The sequence below is a fragment of the Sphingomonas sp. GM_Shp_1 genome, assembly GCF_026540895.1.
Classification (GTDB): domain Bacteria; phylum Pseudomonadota; class Alphaproteobacteria; order Sphingomonadales; family Sphingomonadaceae; genus Sphingomonas.
Genome location: NZ_JALNUR010000002.1, coordinates 231,503 through 247,215 on the forward strand (window position 1 = coordinate 231,503; position 15,713 = coordinate 247,215).

Sequence of the window (15,713 nt, forward strand, 5' to 3'; positions counted from 1 at the left end):
TGTTTGTTTTACTATGTCGGTTTTTAGGGCCGTGTTGGAGCATCGCAGGGTTTCTGCCCGAATAATGTACGTGGCGCTGATCCTGACGGTGATCGCGTCGCGTCAAGGCCTGCGATCGGCGGCCGGGGGCGCATTCTTGCCTTCCCCGTCCGGCCCATCGTCCAACCCGCGCGCCTGGACCTTGCGACGCTTCAGATTTTCGCGGAGCGCCGCCGCCAGCCGTTCCGCGCGTTCGTCTTTTGCCATGCGATCGGCTTAATCCCAACAACAAGCGCTTGACAATGTCCGCCCGATCCTCTTTAGGCGCGCTTCCCGCGTCGAGACGCGAGTGCTGCCGTAGCTCAGTGGTAGAGCGCATCCTTGGTAAGGCTGAGGTCGTGAGTTCAATCCTCACCGGCAGCACCATTCTCCTCCCGCCCCGAAAATGGGCGCCCGGACAACGGGTTGAGGGGGTCGATCCCTGAACTATCCCGCCCCCTTGCAAATCTTGGTTGGGATCGTTTCGGCGGTTCGCTAGCTATCATCCCATGAAATTCCGTTTTTCCTTCGGGGCGCAGGTGTTCGTCGGCATGGCGGTCGGCCTGCTGCTCGGGCTGTTCGCGCGGAACCAGAATATCGCGGGGCTGGCCGAGGGCTTGCGCATCGTCGGCGAGAGTTTCGTTCAGCTGCTCAAGGTGCTGGTCGTGCCGCTGGTCTTTACCGCGATCGTCGCATCGATCGCGGCGCTGCGCGACCTGAACAACGCCGCACGCCTCGTCGCGGCGACCTTCATCTGGTTCGCGATCACCGCATTGATCGCGGTCACCATCGGGCTGACGCTGGGCACCGTCCTGCAACCCGGCCTGCATGCGGGCGTCGCGCCGGGCAGCGCGGTGCGGCCCGATACCGCCGGATCCTGGCTCGATTTCCTGCGCGGGCTGATCCCGTCCAACATTCTGGGCCTGTCCGCCTCGACCAGTGCCGGTGACGGCGGGGCGCTGAAGACCGGGCTGTCGTTCAACATCCTTCAGATCATCGTCATGGCCGTGGCGATCGGCGTCGCGGCGGTGCGGGTCGGCGACAAAGGCGAGAGCTTCCTGTCGTTCAACGCCTCGGCGCTCGCCATCTTCCGGCGTATCCTGTCCTGGGTGATCCGCCTGACCCCGATCGGCTCGGGCGCGCTGCTCGGCAATGCCATCGTGCGTTATGGCTGGCAGTCGCTGTCCGCGCTCGGCAGCTTCGCGCTCGCCGTCTATATCGGGCTCGGCCTGGTCCTGTTCGTCGTCTATCCGCTGCTGCTGCTGGCCAACGGCCTGTCGCCCAAGCGTTTCTACGCCGCCGCCTGGCCCGCCATCCAGCTGGGCTTCGTCTCGCGCTCGTCGATCGCGACGTTGCCCGTGACCGAGGATGCGGTGGAGCGGCGGCTGGGCGTGCCACGCGCCTATTCGGCCTTTGCGGTGCCCTTTGCTGCGACAACCAAGATGGACGGGTGCGCCGCCATCTATCCGGCGATCTCCGCGCTGTTCGTCGCGCAATATTATGGCCTGCCGCTGCATGTCGGCGATTATGTGCTGATCGTGCTGGTGTCGGTGCTGGGTTCGGCGGCGACCGCAGGGCTTACGGGCGCCGTGGTGATGCTGACGCTGACCCTGTCGACGCTGGGCCTGCCGCTGGAAGGGGCGGGGTTGCTGCTCGCCATCGATCCGATCCTCGACATGGGGCGGACCGCGATCAACGTGGCGGGCCAGGCGCTGGTCCCCACCATCGTCGCGCACCGTGCGGGCCTCATCGCCGACACGCCCCCGGCGGAGCGCTTGCCGGACGTGCCGCAAACGGGGTAAACGCGGGCATGAGCTTGCGCGCGGTGTTCTGGTGAAGTAATACACGCGAGTGGCCGACCACCGGAACCCTGTGATGCGCCCCGACCCGTTCAATCCCGATCGTACCCCCATCGACCGACCCTATGAGCCGGTGGGGGCGCATTATCCGCTCTACGACGCGGAAAGCCAAAGCTGGACCTTTGGCCCCGATGAGGAAGAGGTCGGGCCGGAGGCGCGGCGTCGCCCGATCCGCTGGGGCCGGTGGATCGCGCGCGGTGCTGGGGTCGGGATCATCCTGCTGGTGCTGGCGATCATCTGGCTGGCGATCACCGCGCCGCTGTCGCGCTCGCTCCAGCCGCCGACGCCGCCCTCGATCACGCTGACCGCCGATGACGGCACGCCGATCGCGCGGCGCGGGGCGATCATCGGCGCGCCGGTCGACGCCGCCAAGCTGCCCGCCCATGTGCGCGAGGCGTTCATGGCGATCGAGGATCGGCGCTTCTATTCCCATTGGGGCATCGATCCGCGCGGCATCCTCCGCGCCGCCTGGCACAATGTCGGATCGGGCGGGGTGCGCGAAGGCGGATCGACCATCACCCAGCAATTGGCGAAGAACGCATTCCTCGATTCCGACCGCACGGCGGGTCGCAAGATCCGCGAGGCGATGATCGCCTTCTGGCTGGAGGCTTGGCTGACCAAGGACGAGATCCTGTCGCGATACCTGTCCAACGTCTATTTCGGCGACAATGTGTACGGCATTACCGCCGCCTCGAAACATTATTTCGGCCGCACGCCCGACAAGCTGAACATCGGTCAGGCGGCGATGCTGGCCGGGCTGGTCAAGGCGCCCTCCCGCCTCGCCCCCACCACCAATCTGAAGGGCGCGCGGGCGCGGCAAGCGGTGGTCGTCGCGGCGATGGAGGATGCGGGCTTCCTGACCAAGGCGGAGGCCGATTCGGTCCAGCCGCAGCGCGTGCTCGCCTCGCGGCCCGAAACCCTGCCGAGCGGCACCTATTTCGCCGACTGGGTCCTGCCCGAGGCGCGCGACCAGGCGGGCGAGATCAAGACCGAGGCGACCGTCCAGACCACGCTCAACCCACGTCTCCAGCGGATCGCCGAGCGCACGGTGCGCAGCGCCGGTCTGCAACAGGCGCAGGTCGCGCTGGTCGCGATGCGCCCCGATGGCCGCGTCGTCGCGATGGTCGGCGGCAAGGATTATTCCAAGAGCCCGTTCAACCGCGCGACGCAGGCGCGGCGCCAGCCGGGATCGGCGTTCAAGCTGTTCGTCTATCTGGCCGCGCTCCGCTCCGGCATGACGCCCGATTCGACCATCGAGGACGAGCCGGTCGACATCGCCGGGTGGAAGCCGCGCAACAGCGACGGTCGCTATCTGGGCAAGATCACGCTGCGACAGGCCTTTGCGCGTTCGTCCAACGTCGCCGCCGCGCGGCTGACCCAGGCGGTGGGCGTCAAGTCCGTGATCAAGGCGGCGCGCGATCTGGGCATCACCACGCCGATCCCCAATGAGGCGACCATCGCCCTGGGCACCTCGACCGTCAGCCTGTTGGAGCTGACTGCCGCCTATGCCGCCATCGCCAATGAAAGCTATCCGGTCACGCCCCATGGCCTGACCGAGGTGCGCGACAAGGCCTGGTACCAGTCGCTGACCGATCGCAAGACCGGCTTTTCCTCCGCCGTGCATGACGGGATGCTCGATCTGCTCTCCTCCTCCATCAAGACGGGGACCGGGCGGCAGGCGCTGCTGACCGTCGATGCCTATGGCAAGACCGGCACGACGCAGGATTCGCGCGACGCGCTGTTCATGGGCTTCGCGCGCGATCTGGTGGTGGGCGTGTGGGTCGGCAATGACGACAACAAGCCCAATCCCGGCCTGTCGGGCGGCGGGGTGCCCGCACGGATCTGGCGGGCCTTCATGCAGTCCGCGCTCGACATCCCGCCGGTCGCCGCACCGGTGGTGGTGGAAGAGGTCGATCCCGACGCGCTCGCCAACGGGATGGACGAGGAGACCATGCCGGTCGAAAGCGATCCGGTGGGCGACATCATCCAGGGCATGGGACTGGACATGCGGATGGGCGAGGACGGCTCGATCACCGTCGGCCCCGGTCGCCGCCGCGGCGACCGCCCCGCCCCCGGCCCGGACGACCGCCGCCCGCCCGACGAACGCGATGGCGACGAAGGTCAGGAATAGCGGCCAGAAATAGGGGCGCGGGCACTGCGTCTCCTACCGTCGCCCCTGCGCAAGCTGGGGCTTCTCTCGATGGCGCATAGGCTGGGTTGGCAATCCCAGGCCGGATCGACATGCAGATATGCCTTTCTCTTCCCTCGCCCCTCTCTGAGGGGAGAGGGTTGCGCAGACTTAGGCTTTGCGAAGCAAAGGCTTAGTCGAAGCTGGGTGAGGGGTGCTGCGCTCGCGAGCCGAGCGCGCGAGCCGGTGGCTCGCTCAACCCCTCACCCAAGCTGCGCTAGCCAGCAGGCTGGCAAGCTCCGCTAACCCTCTCCCCTGTCCAGGGGAGAGGGAAGAAGGCGTGGCAGGAATGTCGATTGGACCGCAAACCCACGCGGGGCTTGCCCTTCCCGCCCCTCGCCCGCTAAACGCCCGGTCATTCGCAAGGACCCGGTGAAATTCCGGGTGGCTATTCCGGCCGCCGATCCGCCGGACAACAGAATGCATGGTTCCCGATCCCGCCCGCCGCCCTGTCGGCGCGAGCGTTTTGCCATGTGCCTATTCTGGTAATTTCCATGACCTCCGACTCCTATCGAACCCAATGGTTCACCGGTGCCCGCAAGGCGCAACGCGACGTGCTGGCCGGGCTGGTCGTCGCGCTGGCGCTGATCCCGGAGGCGATCGGCTTTTCGATCATCTCCGGCGTCGATCCGCGCGTCGGGCTCTATGCCTCGGTCGCGATCGCGATCGTCATTTCCTTCCTCGGCGGGCGGCCCGCGATGATCTCCGCCGCGACCGCTGCCGTCGCGGTCGTCGTCACGCCGCTGGTCCGCGACCATGGCGTCGATTACCTGTTCGCCGCGACGATCCTGATGGGCCTGATCCAGATCGTCGCGGGCGCGCTGCGTCTCGACCTGGTGATGCAGTTCGTCTCGCGCTCGGTCATCACCGGCTTCGTCAATGCGCTCGCCATCCTGATCTTCATGGCGCAACTGCCGCAGCTGACCGGCGTGACTTGGCACAGCTATGCGATGGTCGCCGCCGGGCTCGCCATCATCTATCTGCTGCCACGCGTCACCAAGGCGGTGCCCTCGCCGCTGGTCGCGATCCTGGTGCTGGCCGCGATCAGCATCGCGATGGGCCTGCCGGTGCGCACCGTCGGCGACATAGGCCGCCTGCCCGAGGGGCTGCCCAGCCTGACGCTGCCGCATGTCCCCCTGACCCTGGAGACGCTGCGCATCATCCTGCCCTATTCGCTGACCATGGCCGCCGTGGGCCTGCTCGAATCGCTGCTGACCGCGCAGATCGTCGACGACATGACCGACAGCGACAGCGACAAGCGGCGCGAGTGCATGGGACAGGGCGGCGCGAACATCGCCGCCGCGCTGGTCGGCGGCATGGGCGGCTGTGCGATGATCGGCCAGTCGGTGATCAACGTCACGTCGGGCGGGCGCAAACGGCTGTCGACGCTGACCGCCGGGGTCGTGCTGCTGATCCTGCTCGCCGGGCTGGGGCCGGTGGTCGGGCGGATTCCGATGCCCGCACTGGTCGCCGTCATGATCATGGTGTCGATCGGGACGTTCAGTTGGAACTCCATCCCCAATCTCCGCCGCCATCCGCCGACCTCCTCGGTCGTCATGCTGGTCACGGTGGCGGTTGTCGTAGCCACGCGCGATTTAGCGCAGGGCGTGGCGGCCGGAGTGCTGCTGTCCGGCATCTTCTTTGCGGGCAAGGTCCGCCGGTTGTTCGCGGTCGAGCGGGTCGAGGAAGCGGGCGCCGTGCGCTACCGGGTGACGGGGCAGATCTTCTTCGCCTCGGTCGATCGCTTCACCCGCGCCTTCCAGGCCGAGCAGGGGCGCGGCGTGACCATCGACGTGTCGGCGGCGCATTTCTGGGATATCTCGGGCGTCGGCGCGCTCGACAAGATCGTCGCGCGGTTGCGGCGGGACGGATCGGCGGTGGAGGTGATCGGCTATAACCGCGCCAGCGCCGACCTGGTCGACCGGTTCGCGCTGCATGACAAGACCGGGGTCGAACTGGGCGTAACACCGCACTGACGGCACGCAGGGGGAAGCGGTGTTGACGCGCTCCGCCGCCTCCCCCAAACGCAGGAGCCATGCGCTTCTTCTCGGACAACGCCGCCCGTATCCACCCCAAGGTGATGGAGGCCATCGCCGGGGCCGACCAGATGGACACCGCCTATGACGGCGATCGCTGGTCCAAGGCGCTGGACGAGCGGCTGTCCGACCTGTTCGGCCATGACGTGGAGGTGCTGTGGGTTCCCACCGGCACCGCCGCCAACTGCCTGGCGCTGGCGGCGCTCTGCCCGCCTCATGGCGGCGTGGTCTGCCACCGCGACTCGCACATCCAGAATGACGAGGGCGGCGCGCCCGAATTCTACACCCATGGCGCCAAGCTGATGCTGGCCGATGGCGAGGGGGCGAAGCTGACCCCCGACACGATCCGAACCGTGATCGACGCCATCGCCAACGACGTCCACCGGGTTCAGCCGCACGCCATCTCCATCACCAACGCCACCGAATATGGCCGCGTCTACAACCCGGAAGAGGTCGCCGCGATCGGAGCGCTGGCAAAGGAGCGGAGCCTCGGGTTCCACATGGATGGCGCGCGCTTCGCCAATGCGATCGCGCGGCTGGGCTGCACGCCCGCCGCGCTGACGTGGCAGGCGGGCGTGGACGCGCTGTCCTTCGGCTTCGTCAAGAACGGCGCGATGAGTGCCGAGGCCCTGGTCTTCTTCAAGCCCGGCCTGGCCGACGTCACCCGCCGCCGCCGCAAGCGCGCGGGATTGCTGATGTCCAAGGGCCGCTATCTGGCAGCACAGGTGCTGGCGATGGTCGAGAACGACCTGTGGATCGCGAACGGCGCGCTGGCCAATGCCTGCGCCGAGCGGCTGGCGGGGGCGGCGGGCGACCGGCTGGTCCACCCGGTCGAGGCGAACGAGGTCTTCCTGCGCGCAACGCCCGATGAGGCCGCGAAACTCCGCGCACAGGGCTTCGACTTCTATGACTGGGCGGAGGGCGAAATCCGGCTGGTCACCGCCTGGGACAGCGACGGCCGCCACGTCGCCCGCCTCGCCGATGCGATCGCGGCCCTATGAGCGAGTTCGACACCACCCCCCGCTCCACCCGCGCCGCGATCCTCATTCCGTTCGCGATCGTCACGCTGATCTGGGGATCGACCTGGCTGGTCATCCGCGACCAGATCACGGTCGTCCCCGCCACCTGGTCGGTCAGCTATCGCTTCCTGATCGGCGGGCTCGCCATGGGGGCCTTCGCCCTCGCCAAGCGGGAGAGCTTTCGGCTCGGCACCACCGGTTTCCTGTTCGCCGCCGGGATCGGGCTGTTCCAGTTCGTCCTGAACTTCAACTTCGTCTATCATGCCGAGGCGTACATCACCTCCGGGCTGGTCGCGGTCGTCTTTGCGATGCTGCTGATCCCCAATGCCGGGTTCGCGCGAATCTTCCTGGGGCAGCGCATGGGGCGGCAGTTACTGGTCGGCTCGACCATCGCGATGGCGGGGGCGGCCTTGCTGTTCGTGCACGAGGCGCGGGTCGATCCGGCGGGGCCGGCCCGCGCGCTGACCGGCATCGCCCTGACCATCGTCGCGATCCTGTCCGCCTCCATCGCCAATGTCATGCAGGCGACCAAGACCGCCAAGCGCTTCCCGATGCACGCGACGATCAGCGTCGCGATGCTGGTCGGCTCGGCACTCGACGCGATCATCGCCTATAGCCTGAACGGGCCGCCGGTGTTCGAGATGCGAACCGGCTATGTGCTCGGCATCCTCTATCTGGGGCTGTTCGCCTCGGCGCTGGCCTTCCCGCTTTATTACCGGGTGCTGCGCGCCATCGGCCCGGCCAAGGCGGCCTATTCCAGCGTCATCGTGCCGGTCATCGCGATGAGCCTGTCGACGGTGTTCGAGGGCTATCGCTGGTCGCTGCTGGCGGGCGCGGGGGCAGCGGTGACGGCCGCCGGGCTGGTCATCGCGCTCAAGGCACGCAGGCCCAACCGGTAATCGGGATAGCGGGGCCGCCAGTTCAGCACCCGCCTGGCCTTGCCGTTCGCGACGCGCCGGTTCTCGGCATAGAAACCGCGCGCCGCCGCCGACAGGCTTTCGAGCGGCACCAGAGGCGGAGGCTCCAGCCCGGCCAGCGTGGCGGCATAGGCGACGACCGCATCCTGGTCGCACGGGTGATCGTCCGCCAAATTGTACGCCCCCGCCGGACCGTCGAATCCTGCGATCACGCCCGACACGATGTCGGCGATATGCACCCGGCTGAACACCTGGCCGGGTAGCCCGACCCGGTGCGCCCGTCCCGCCCGAACCCGGTCGATCGGCGAGCGGCCGGGCCCGTAAATGCCCGGCAGGCGAAAGACCCGCGCACCCAAGCTCTGCCAGTCCGCATCCGCCGCCGCCCGCGCCGCGCGACGCCCCGAGCCGATGGGGGCGGTCTCGTCCACCCACGCCCCGCCGGTATCGCCATAGACGCCGGTCGAGGAGAGATAGCCGAGCCACGCATCCGACCGCGCCAGTCGCTCCCCATAGGTGACGAGCACCGGGTCACGCTCGCCCTCGGGCGGGACCGAGGAGAGGATATGCGTGGCGGCGGCGATCTGCGCCTCCACGCTGTCGCGGTCGTCGAAACGGAGCGTGCCGCCACGCCCGTCGCGGGTCGTCCCCTCGACGGACCAGCCACGGCCCTCCAACAGAGCGGCCAGATGCCCGGCGGCATAGCCCAAGCCGAAGACGAACAACCTACTCATGCCTCGAAACTGCCCGCCGTCATAATAACAACCTCCGCTCGCACTGAGCGAAGTCGAAGTGCACGCCCAGGACTAGCAACTTGGCGAAGTTCATCGCTTGGCCTTCGACTTCGCTCAGGCTGAACGGCTGGAGGGGATATTGGTCGCCGTCCATGATGGCCCGCCTCACTCCACAACCTCCGTTCGTGCTGAACGGAGGTTGGATAATTTGGTCGCAAATCACTTCGCCGCCATCGGCCCCTTGTAGAGCGTGCCGAAATAATCGCCCTTGTTCCACACCGGTCGCTCGGGCGCATCGGCGATCTCGCGGGCGATGGCGTAGTTCACGCTGACGAAGCGCGGTCCCTGGCTCCAGTCGATGCCCTGGTCGATCTCGTCGCCGACCTTGTGATAGCGGTGGCTCATGAAATCCGCGACCGCCGCCTTGCCCGGCCCGGCCTGACCCGGCCACAGAAAGACCGAGGGGATGCCCTTCTGCACGAAGCGGAAATGGTCAGAGCGGACGAAGATCCCCTCCTCGGGCATCGGATCGGGCGAGACGGGCAGACCCATCGCCCCCACCGCCTTGCGCACGATCGGCCCCAGCGTCGATCGGTCGGCGCCGAACACCACCATATCCTCGAACTTGTAGGTCAGGATCGGCATGTCGAGATTGACGTCGGCGACGATGGACTTGAGCGGCACGGTCGGGTGGTTGGCGAAATAGTCGGAGCCGACCAGCCCCTTTTCCTCCGCCGCCACCGCCAGGAACATCACGGTACGCTTGGGCGGGGTGGCGGCAGTCTTGAAGCGCTTGGCCTCCTCGATCAGGCTGGCGATGCCGATGGCGTTGTCGAGCGCGCCATTGTTGATCCGGTCGCCCTCGCCGCCGTCATTGGTGCCGATATGGTCGAGATGCGCCGACAGGACGACGACCTCGTCCTTCAGCTTGGGGTCGCTGCCGGGGATCAGGCCGATGACGTTGCCGCTGTCCATCGGCTTGAAGCCGGTCTTCGACGCGACGGTCAGCGCGCCCCTGGCGACGAGCGGCTTATAGGCGGGCTTGGCGCTCGCGGCGGCCTTGACGACGGCGTCCCAGCCCTTGCCGAACAGCTTGGCCGCGCCCGCCTGCGACAGGGTGCCCAGCACCGGGGTCGCGGGCGTCATCGCATGCGCGGTGCCGTCCGGATTGGCCCAGGTCACGCGCGGCGCGTCATAATAGCGGGCGAGCGTGGCGAAGGGCCGCTGCCGTCCGCCCGCGCGGGGCATATCGATCTGGATCGCACCGACCGCACCGCGCGCCGCCGCCAGCGCCGCCTTGTTGGCCGCCGAGCCGAAAAAGGCGCGCTCCTCGCCGCCCAGCCCTTCGGGCGTGCCGGGGAGGAAGGCGACGATCTTGCCGCGCACATCGACGCCCTTGTAATCGTTCAGGCCATAGGGCGCGGCATCGATGCCATGGCCGACGAAGACGACCGGCGCGGACAGGCTGGTCTCCTTGGCATTGGGCACGGGCGAGGGCACGAAATCCTCTCCGAACACCAGCTCCTGCGGCTGGCCGCCCGCCGGCGTCCACATCGCGCTGCCCTTGTCGGCGACCCGATAGGCGACCAGCGGCACCTTTTGCAGATAGCCGCCCTCGTCGCCGCCGGGACGAAGCCCCGCCGCATAGAATTGCGCCGCGACATATTGCGCGGCGATATCATAGTCGCGCGTCCCCGCCTCACGGCCCGCCATCGCGTCGGAGGCCAGGAACATCACATGCGCCTTCATCGCCGCCTGATCCTCGGGCAGGGTTGCGGTGATGACGGCGTTGCGTTCTGCCGGTGTGCGCTGCGGCGCGCTTTGCGCGGGGGCGGGGCTAGTCGCCTGATAATGCAGGTGATCGTGATCGTGCGCGACAGCGGCGGTGGACAGGAGAAGCAGCGGCAGCAGAGCCGTCGAACGCGACATGCAGGACCTTTCGGGGAGATGACAGGACACAGGCGTATCATGCCCCCTGCCCCGATCAACCCGCCGATCGGCCTATGTCCCGGTTTTTCCGGCCTCACCGGTGGTCGGACGGGTCCGTCACGGCTATATTCCCGAAATGGACAACCAGCGCAGCGCCGCCCAACCCAGCATGACCCCCGCCGCGATCCGGCGAGAGGATTATACGCCCCCCGCCTGGGCGGTGCCGCAGGTGGCGCTGGACTTCGCATTGGACCCCAGCGAGACGCGGGTCCGCGCCGCGCTGACCGTCACGCGCAGCGGCGCGCATGACGAACCGTTGCGGCTGGACGGTGCGGGCCAGACGCCCTTGTCGGTCGTGGTCGACGGCGTCGCGGTCAACGACTGGCGGATCGAGGGGGAGCAACTCGTCGTGCCGCTGTCGGGCGACGCGCATGTCGTCGAGACCGAGGTGACGATCGCGCCCGATCGCAACACCCAGTTGATGGGCCTCTACGCCTCGGGCGGCAATCTGTGCACCCAGTGCGAGGCGGAGGGGTTTCGCCGCATCACCTTCTTCCCCGACCGTCCCGATGTGCTGAGCGTCTATCGCGTGCGGATGACGGCGGACCGGGACCGCTATCCGGTGCTGCTCGCCAATGGCGATCCGGTGGCCAGCGGCGAGAATGACGACGGCACCCATTGGGCGGAGTGGCACGACCCCTTCCCCAAGCCCTGCTATCTCTTCGCGCTGGTGGCGGGCGACCTGGCGGTCAACGCCTCCACCTTCACCACGATGAGCGGGCGCGAGCTGCAACTCGGCATCTGGGTGCGCGCCGCCGACCTGCCCAAGACCGATCACGCGCTCCACGCGCTGAAGCTCTCCATGGCCTGGGACGAGCGGGTCTATGGCCGCGAGTATGACCTGGACGTGTTCAACATCGTCGCGGTCGACGATTTCAACTTCGGCGCGATGGAGAATAAGGGGCTGAACATCTTCAACAGCCGCTACATCCTGGCCGATCCCGACACCGCGACCGATTACGATTACGACGCGATCGCCGCCGTCGTCGCGCATGAATATTTCCACAACTGGTCGGGCAACCGGATCACCTGCCGCGACTGGTTCCAGCTTTCCCTGAAGGAAGGCTTCACCGTCTATCGCGACCAGTGTTTCTCCGCCGATCAGGGTTCGGCGGCGGTCAAGCGGATCGAGGAGGTGCGCGGCCTTCGCGCCAGCCAGTTCCCCGAGGATTCGGGGCCGCTCGCCCATCCGGTGCGCCCCGAAAGCTATATCGAGATCAGCAATTTCTACACGGCCACCATCTACAACAAGGGGGCCGAACTGATCCGCATGATGGCGACGATCCTGGGCCCGGTGAAGTTCCGCGCCGCGACCGACCTGTATTTCAGCCGCTTCGACGGCACCGCCGCCACGTGCGAGGATTTCGTCGCCTGTATGGAGGAAGCGGGCGGCGTCGACCTGACCCAGTTCCGCCTCTGGTATAGCCAGGCAGGCACACCGCGCGTCTCGGCGGGGTTGAGCCATGAGCCCGGCGGCGGGCGCGCGACCCTGCGCCTGGCCCAGCATGTCCCCGCCACGCCGGGACAGAGCGTCAAACAGCCGATGCTGCTGCCGCTCAAGGTCCGGCTGTTCGGCGCGGAAACCGGGCGTCCGCTGACCGACGAGCGGCTGATCCTGCTCGACCAGGTGGCCGAGACGATCGTCTTCGAGGCCGTCACAGAGCGGCCCGTCCTGTCGATCAATCGCGGCTTTTCCGCCCCCGTGGTGATCGAAAGCGACCGGAGCGCGACGGACCTGGCGTTCCTGTCGGCGCATGACGACGACCCCTTCGCCCGGTACGAGGCGATGCAGCAGTTGATGCTCGATACGCTGGTCGCGGGCACGATCGATGGCGAGGTGCAGGCCGATGCGGTGATCGACGCGGTCGCGCGGACGCTGGAGGCCGAGGGGCTGGAGCCCGCCTTCCTCGCCGAGGCCGTGCTGCTGCCGTCCGAGAATTTCATCGGCGACCAGTTGGTGACGGTCGACCCGGACGCGATCCATGTCGCGCGCGAAACCTTGCGCCAACGACTGGGTCTTGCGCTGGAGCCGGTGTGGCGGCGGCTTTATGCCGAGATGGCGCAAGGGGCCTATGTCTATTCGCCCGACGCCAAGGGGCGGCGGCGGCTGCGCAACGTCGCGCTCGGCTATATCGCGGCGAGCGGCGCGCCCGACGCCGCCGCGCTCGCCTTCGCGCAGTTCGAGACTGCGGACAATATGACCGACCGGCAGGCGGCGATGACCACGCTGGTCAGTTCGGACGCACCCGAACGCGAGATCGCGCTGGCCCGGTTCCACGACCGCTATGCCGACAATCCGCTGGTGCTGGACAAATGGTTCCAGACCCAGGCGCTATCCTCGCGCAGCGACACCGGCGCGGTGGTCGCGAAACTGGTCGAGCATCCCGACTTCACTCTCGCCAATCCCAACCGCGCACGTGCGCTGATCGGGGCGTTCGGGATGAACCAGCGCGCGCTCAACGCCGCGGACGGTTCGGGCTATCGCTTCCTGGCGGACCAGTTGATCGCGCTCGACCGGCTGAACCCGCAGACCGCGGCCAAGCTGCTGCCGCCGCTGGGCCGCTGGCGGCGGTTCGACACCAAGCGTTCGCGGCTGATGTGCGCGGAGCTGATCCGCATCGTCGGGACGCCCGGCCTGTCCAAGGATCTGTTCGAGCAGGCGTCGAAGAGCCTCGAGTGATCCTCCCCGGCACGGGAAGGGGGACCGTCGCGAAGCGGTGGTGGAGGGGGGCTTCGGCAAACCGAGTCCCGTGTCGCACTCCCCCTCCACCAGCTTCGCGGGTCACCCTCCCCTTCCAGGGGAGGATTATTTCGCCGTCAGGAACCCCTCCATCACGATCCAGCGGTAAAAGGCGTCGAACCACCCGGTGCTGGTCGTCTTCTTCGGATACATGCCGAAGCCGTGCCCGCCCTGGCCATAGAGATGGAACTCGACCGGCTTCTTCGCCGCCATCCACTGGTCGATCAGGCCGAAGCCCTTGCCCGCGAACAGCGGATCGTCGGCGGCGATCGCCGCGAACATGGGCGGCGCGTCGGCGGGGACGGTCATCGGCTGGAGCGGGCCATAGATGTCGCCGATAAAGGCCGGCTTGGCCTGCCCGTCGAGCACGGTCGCGACGGTCAGCATCGCGCCCGCCGAAAAGCCGACCATGCCGATCCGGTCGGGATCGACCTTCCACTCGCCCGCGCGCTGACGGACCAGCGCGAAGGCGGCGCGCGAGTCGGCGATCTGCGGCGCTAGGCCCTTCAGCGCGTCTTCCGGGCTGGGCCGTGCGGCGGGGCGCGCCACGCTGGAGAACATCGCCGCCATCGACTTCTCGAATTCCCCCATATCGGCGGGCGTCTGATTCAGCCGATATTTGAGGACGAAGGCGGCGATACCGCGATCGGCCAGCGCCTTGGCGACGTCCCAGCCCTCATTCTGCATCGACAGGGTGCGGAAACCGCCACCCGGCGCCACGATCACCGCCGCGCCGGTCGCCTTGGCCGGATCGGGCAGGAAGGGGGTCAGCGTCGCCTCGGTCACGTTGCGGACGAAGACGCTGTTATACTGGCTGTGCCAGCTTTCCTTGTTCTTCGCGCCCGGCAAGGGTCCGGTGTCGAGCGCGATGGCGTTCGGCTGTGCGGGTATGGCGATCGGTGCCATCTTGTCGCTCTGTGCTATGGCGGGTCCCGCCACTGATAGCGCAAGCATGGCGGCCAGCGCATGGCCGATCCAGCGATTGGACTTCATATCCCCTCCTGTCCTCCGTGGGTTATGTCCCTACGGTCGGACGGGGATGGTACGCTTCGAGGCGCGGGGTGCAAGGGAAATGTTAAGGCTAACAGGGAGTGAGGCGTGGGCTTCGACTTCGCTCAGCCTGAACGGCTTTCAGTATCTGACTCTTGCCCTCAAACCCCGTTCAGCCTGAGCGAAGTCGAAGGCCAAGGGAATTCCCTCAGAACAACCGCCCCCCATTGGGCACCGCCAGATCCGGCGCGATCAGCACCACCTGCCCATCGGCATCGGGGAAACCCAGAGTCAGCACCTCGGACATCATCGGCCCGATCTGGCGCGGCGGAAAATTGACCACCGCCGCGACCTGCCGCCCGACCAGCGTCTCCGGCGTATAATGCCAGGTGATCTGCGCCGAGGAGCGCTTGACGCCGATGACCTCGCCGAAATCGATGGTCAGCTTGATCGCGGGCTTGCGCGCCTCCGGGAAGGGTTCGGCGGCGATGACGGTCCCGACGCGGATGTCGACCGCCAGGAAATCCTCGATCCCGATCCGGGGCGCAGGCGCGTCAGAAGTCGACATTGTCATAATGCGAAGGCGGGGTGACCATTTCCATCCGCTCGGACAGGAGCGGGCGGAAGGAGGGGCGACTCTTCAACCCGCGATACCAGCGCGCGGTCTGCTCATGCCCCTTCCAGTCGATACCGCCCAGATAATCGGCGACCGAAATCTGCGCCGCCGCCGCCAGATCGGCGAGGCTCATCGTCGCCCCGCCCAGCCAGTTGCGATGGTCGAGCAGATAGTCGGTATAGTCGAGATGCCCGACCGCGGCTTTCATCGCCTCGCGCAGGCCCTTGGCATCGGGGCTGCCGGTACGGGCGACGCGCTTGACCATGCGCTCGTGGAGCAGGGGGCCGGTCACGTCCTGATAGAAATGCGTGTCGAACCACGTCACCAGCCGCCTTATCTCGGCACGATTGACGGCGGTGCCGTTGATCATCGCCGACTTCTCGACCGTCTCCTCGAAAAACTCCGAGATCGCCATGGAATCGACCAGCAGCACGCCGCGCTCCTCATCGACCATCACCGGGGTCTGCCCGGCGGGGTTCATGTCGAGGAATTCGTCGCGCCGCTGCCACGGCGATTCGCGCACCAACTCATAACCGACGCCCTTCTCGCCCAGCAGAAGCCGGACCTTGCGCGAGAAGGGACAGAGGGGGAATTGATAGAGTTGCCACAT

12 protein-coding genes, 1 tRNA gene and 1 other annotated feature are annotated in these 15,713 nt (G+C 67.3%); of the genes, 7 read left to right on the top strand and 6 right to left on the bottom strand.

The genetic code is table 11. The features are described from left to right. Positions 1 to 102: 102 nt before the first annotated feature. Entirely contained in the window at positions 103 to 246 is a 144-nt protein-coding gene (locus tag OXQ33_RS02250) for a hypothetical protein (RefSeq protein ID WP_267433023.1), read from the bottom strand. 84 nt (positions 247 to 330) lie between these two features. Here OXQ33_RS02250 and OXQ33_RS02255 point away from each other — a divergent pair. The 6 genes from OXQ33_RS02255 (at position 331) to OXQ33_RS02280 (ending at position 8,019) form a co-directional block, all read left to right on the top strand. Beyond that, positions 331 to 405, top strand: a tRNA-Thr gene (locus tag OXQ33_RS02255). A gap of 122 nt (positions 406 to 527) precedes the next feature. Beyond that, entirely contained in the window at positions 528 to 1,820 is a 1,293-nt protein-coding gene (locus OXQ33_RS02260) for a dicarboxylate/amino acid:cation symporter (protein ID WP_267433025.1), read from the top strand. A gap of 73 nt (positions 1,821 to 1,893) precedes the next feature. Continuing rightward, a complete protein-coding gene (locus tag OXQ33_RS02265) occupies positions 1,894 to 4,008 on the top strand; it encodes a PBP1A family penicillin-binding protein (protein ID WP_267433060.1) in 2,115 nt (704 codons plus the stop codon). Positions 4,009 to 4,427: 419 nt separating this feature from the next. Continuing rightward, positions 4,428 to 4,483 (top strand) — a sequence feature (sul1 is cis-regulatory element that is thought to sense ions involved in sulfur or methionine metabolism; They are found in Alphaproteobacteria). Between the two features lie 76 nt (positions 4,484 to 4,559). Beyond that, complete coding sequence (locus OXQ33_RS02270; RefSeq protein ID WP_267433026.1) at positions 4,560 to 6,041, top strand: SulP family inorganic anion transporter; 1,482 nt, start codon at positions 4,560 to 4,562, stop codon at positions 6,039 to 6,041. 59 nt (positions 6,042 to 6,100) lie between these two features. Next, positions 6,101 to 7,102, top strand: coding sequence for a beta-eliminating lyase-related protein (locus tag OXQ33_RS02275; RefSeq protein WP_267433027.1), 1,002 nt, complete (start codon positions 6,101 to 6,103; stop codon positions 7,100 to 7,102). Beyond that, positions 7,099 to 8,019 (top strand): EamA family transporter, encoded by a 921-nt coding sequence (locus OXQ33_RS02280; RefSeq protein ID WP_267433028.1) that lies wholly within the window; start codon positions 7,099 to 7,101, stop codon positions 8,017 to 8,019. Before OXQ33_RS02275 ends, OXQ33_RS02280 begins: the two co-directional genes overlap by 4 nt. On the opposite strand, the gene OXQ33_RS02285 is transcribed toward OXQ33_RS02280, so the two are convergent. Together OXQ33_RS02285 and OXQ33_RS02290 are read right to left on the bottom strand one after the other, a co-directional pair. Next, positions 7,929 to 8,768, bottom strand: coding sequence for an NAD(P)-dependent oxidoreductase (locus OXQ33_RS02285; protein WP_267433029.1), 840 nt, complete (start codon positions 8,766 to 8,768; stop codon positions 7,929 to 7,931). The two genes, OXQ33_RS02280 and OXQ33_RS02285, sit on opposite strands and share 91 nt — an antisense overlap. A 219-nt stretch (positions 8,769 to 8,987) precedes the next feature. After that, entirely contained in the window at positions 8,988 to 10,697 is a 1,710-nt protein-coding gene (locus OXQ33_RS02290) for a M28 family peptidase (RefSeq protein ID WP_267433030.1), read from the bottom strand. Positions 10,698 to 10,833: 136 nt separating this feature from the next. Between OXQ33_RS02290 and pepN the strand changes: the two genes are divergently transcribed. Beyond that, on the top strand, positions 10,834 to 13,437 hold the full coding sequence (gene pepN, locus OXQ33_RS02295; RefSeq protein WP_267433061.1) for an aminopeptidase N: 2,604 nt from the start codon (positions 10,834 to 10,836) through the stop codon (positions 13,435 to 13,437). A 126-nt stretch (positions 13,438 to 13,563) separates the two neighbouring features. Here the strand turns inward: pepN and OXQ33_RS02300 are convergent, their stop codons facing one another. From OXQ33_RS02300 to OXQ33_RS02310, 3 genes are all read right to left on the bottom strand, one after another. Next, positions 13,564 to 14,490, bottom strand: coding sequence for an alpha/beta hydrolase (locus OXQ33_RS02300; protein WP_267433031.1), 927 nt, complete (start codon positions 14,488 to 14,490; stop codon positions 13,564 to 13,566). A 205-nt stretch (positions 14,491 to 14,695) separates the two neighbouring features. Continuing rightward, positions 14,696 to 15,055 carry a tRNA-binding protein gene (locus OXQ33_RS02305; RefSeq protein WP_267433032.1) on the bottom strand — a complete coding sequence of 120 codons (360 nt, stop codon included), beginning with the start codon at positions 15,053 to 15,055 and terminating at the stop codon, positions 14,696 to 14,698. Further along, positions 15,042 to 15,713 carry a glutathione S-transferase family protein gene (locus OXQ33_RS02310; RefSeq protein WP_267433062.1) on the bottom strand — a complete coding sequence of 224 codons (672 nt, stop codon included), beginning with the start codon at positions 15,711 to 15,713 and terminating at the stop codon, positions 15,042 to 15,044. The genes OXQ33_RS02305 and OXQ33_RS02310 overlap by 14 nt, the downstream gene beginning before the upstream one ends.

Bases quoted from the DNA above. Each gene is read 5' to 3' on its own strand.
- OXQ33_RS02300 (WP_267433031.1), bottom strand. From the start codon at position 14,490: ATGAAGTCCAATCGCTGGATCGGCCATGCGCTGGCCGCCATGCTTGCG.
- OXQ33_RS02285 (WP_267433029.1), bottom strand. From the start codon at position 8,768: ATGAGTAGGTTGTTCGTCTTCGGCTTGGGCTATGCCGCCGGGCATCTG.
- OXQ33_RS02275 (WP_267433027.1), top strand. From the start codon at position 6,101: ATGCGCTTCTTCTCGGACAACGCCGCCCGTATCCACCCCAAGGTGATG.
- pepN (WP_267433061.1), top strand. From the start codon at position 10,834: ATGGACAACCAGCGCAGCGCCGCCCAACCCAGCATGACCCCCGCCGCG.
- OXQ33_RS02280 (WP_267433028.1), top strand. From the start codon at position 7,099: ATGAGCGAGTTCGACACCACCCCCCGCTCCACCCGCGCCGCGATCCTC.
- OXQ33_RS02250 (WP_267433023.1), bottom strand. From the start codon at position 246: ATGGCAAAAGACGAACGCGCGGAACGGCTGGCGGCGGCGCTCCGCGAA.
- OXQ33_RS02290 (WP_267433030.1), bottom strand. From the start codon at position 10,697: ATGTCGCGTTCGACGGCTCTGCTGCCGCTGCTTCTCCTGTCCACCGCC.
- OXQ33_RS02265 (WP_267433060.1), top strand. From the start codon at position 1,894: ATGCGCCCCGACCCGTTCAATCCCGATCGTACCCCCATCGACCGACCC.
- OXQ33_RS02270 (WP_267433026.1), top strand. From the start codon at position 4,560: ATGACCTCCGACTCCTATCGAACCCAATGGTTCACCGGTGCCCGCAAG.
- OXQ33_RS02260 (WP_267433025.1), top strand. From the start codon at position 528: ATGAAATTCCGTTTTTCCTTCGGGGCGCAGGTGTTCGTCGGCATGGCG.
- OXQ33_RS02310 (WP_267433062.1), bottom strand. From the start codon at position 15,713: ATGTGGCAACTCTATCAATTCCCCCTCTGTCCCTTCTCGCGCAAGGTC.
- OXQ33_RS02305 (WP_267433032.1), bottom strand. From the start codon at position 15,055: ATGTCGACTTCTGACGCGCCTGCGCCCCGGATCGGGATCGAGGATTTC.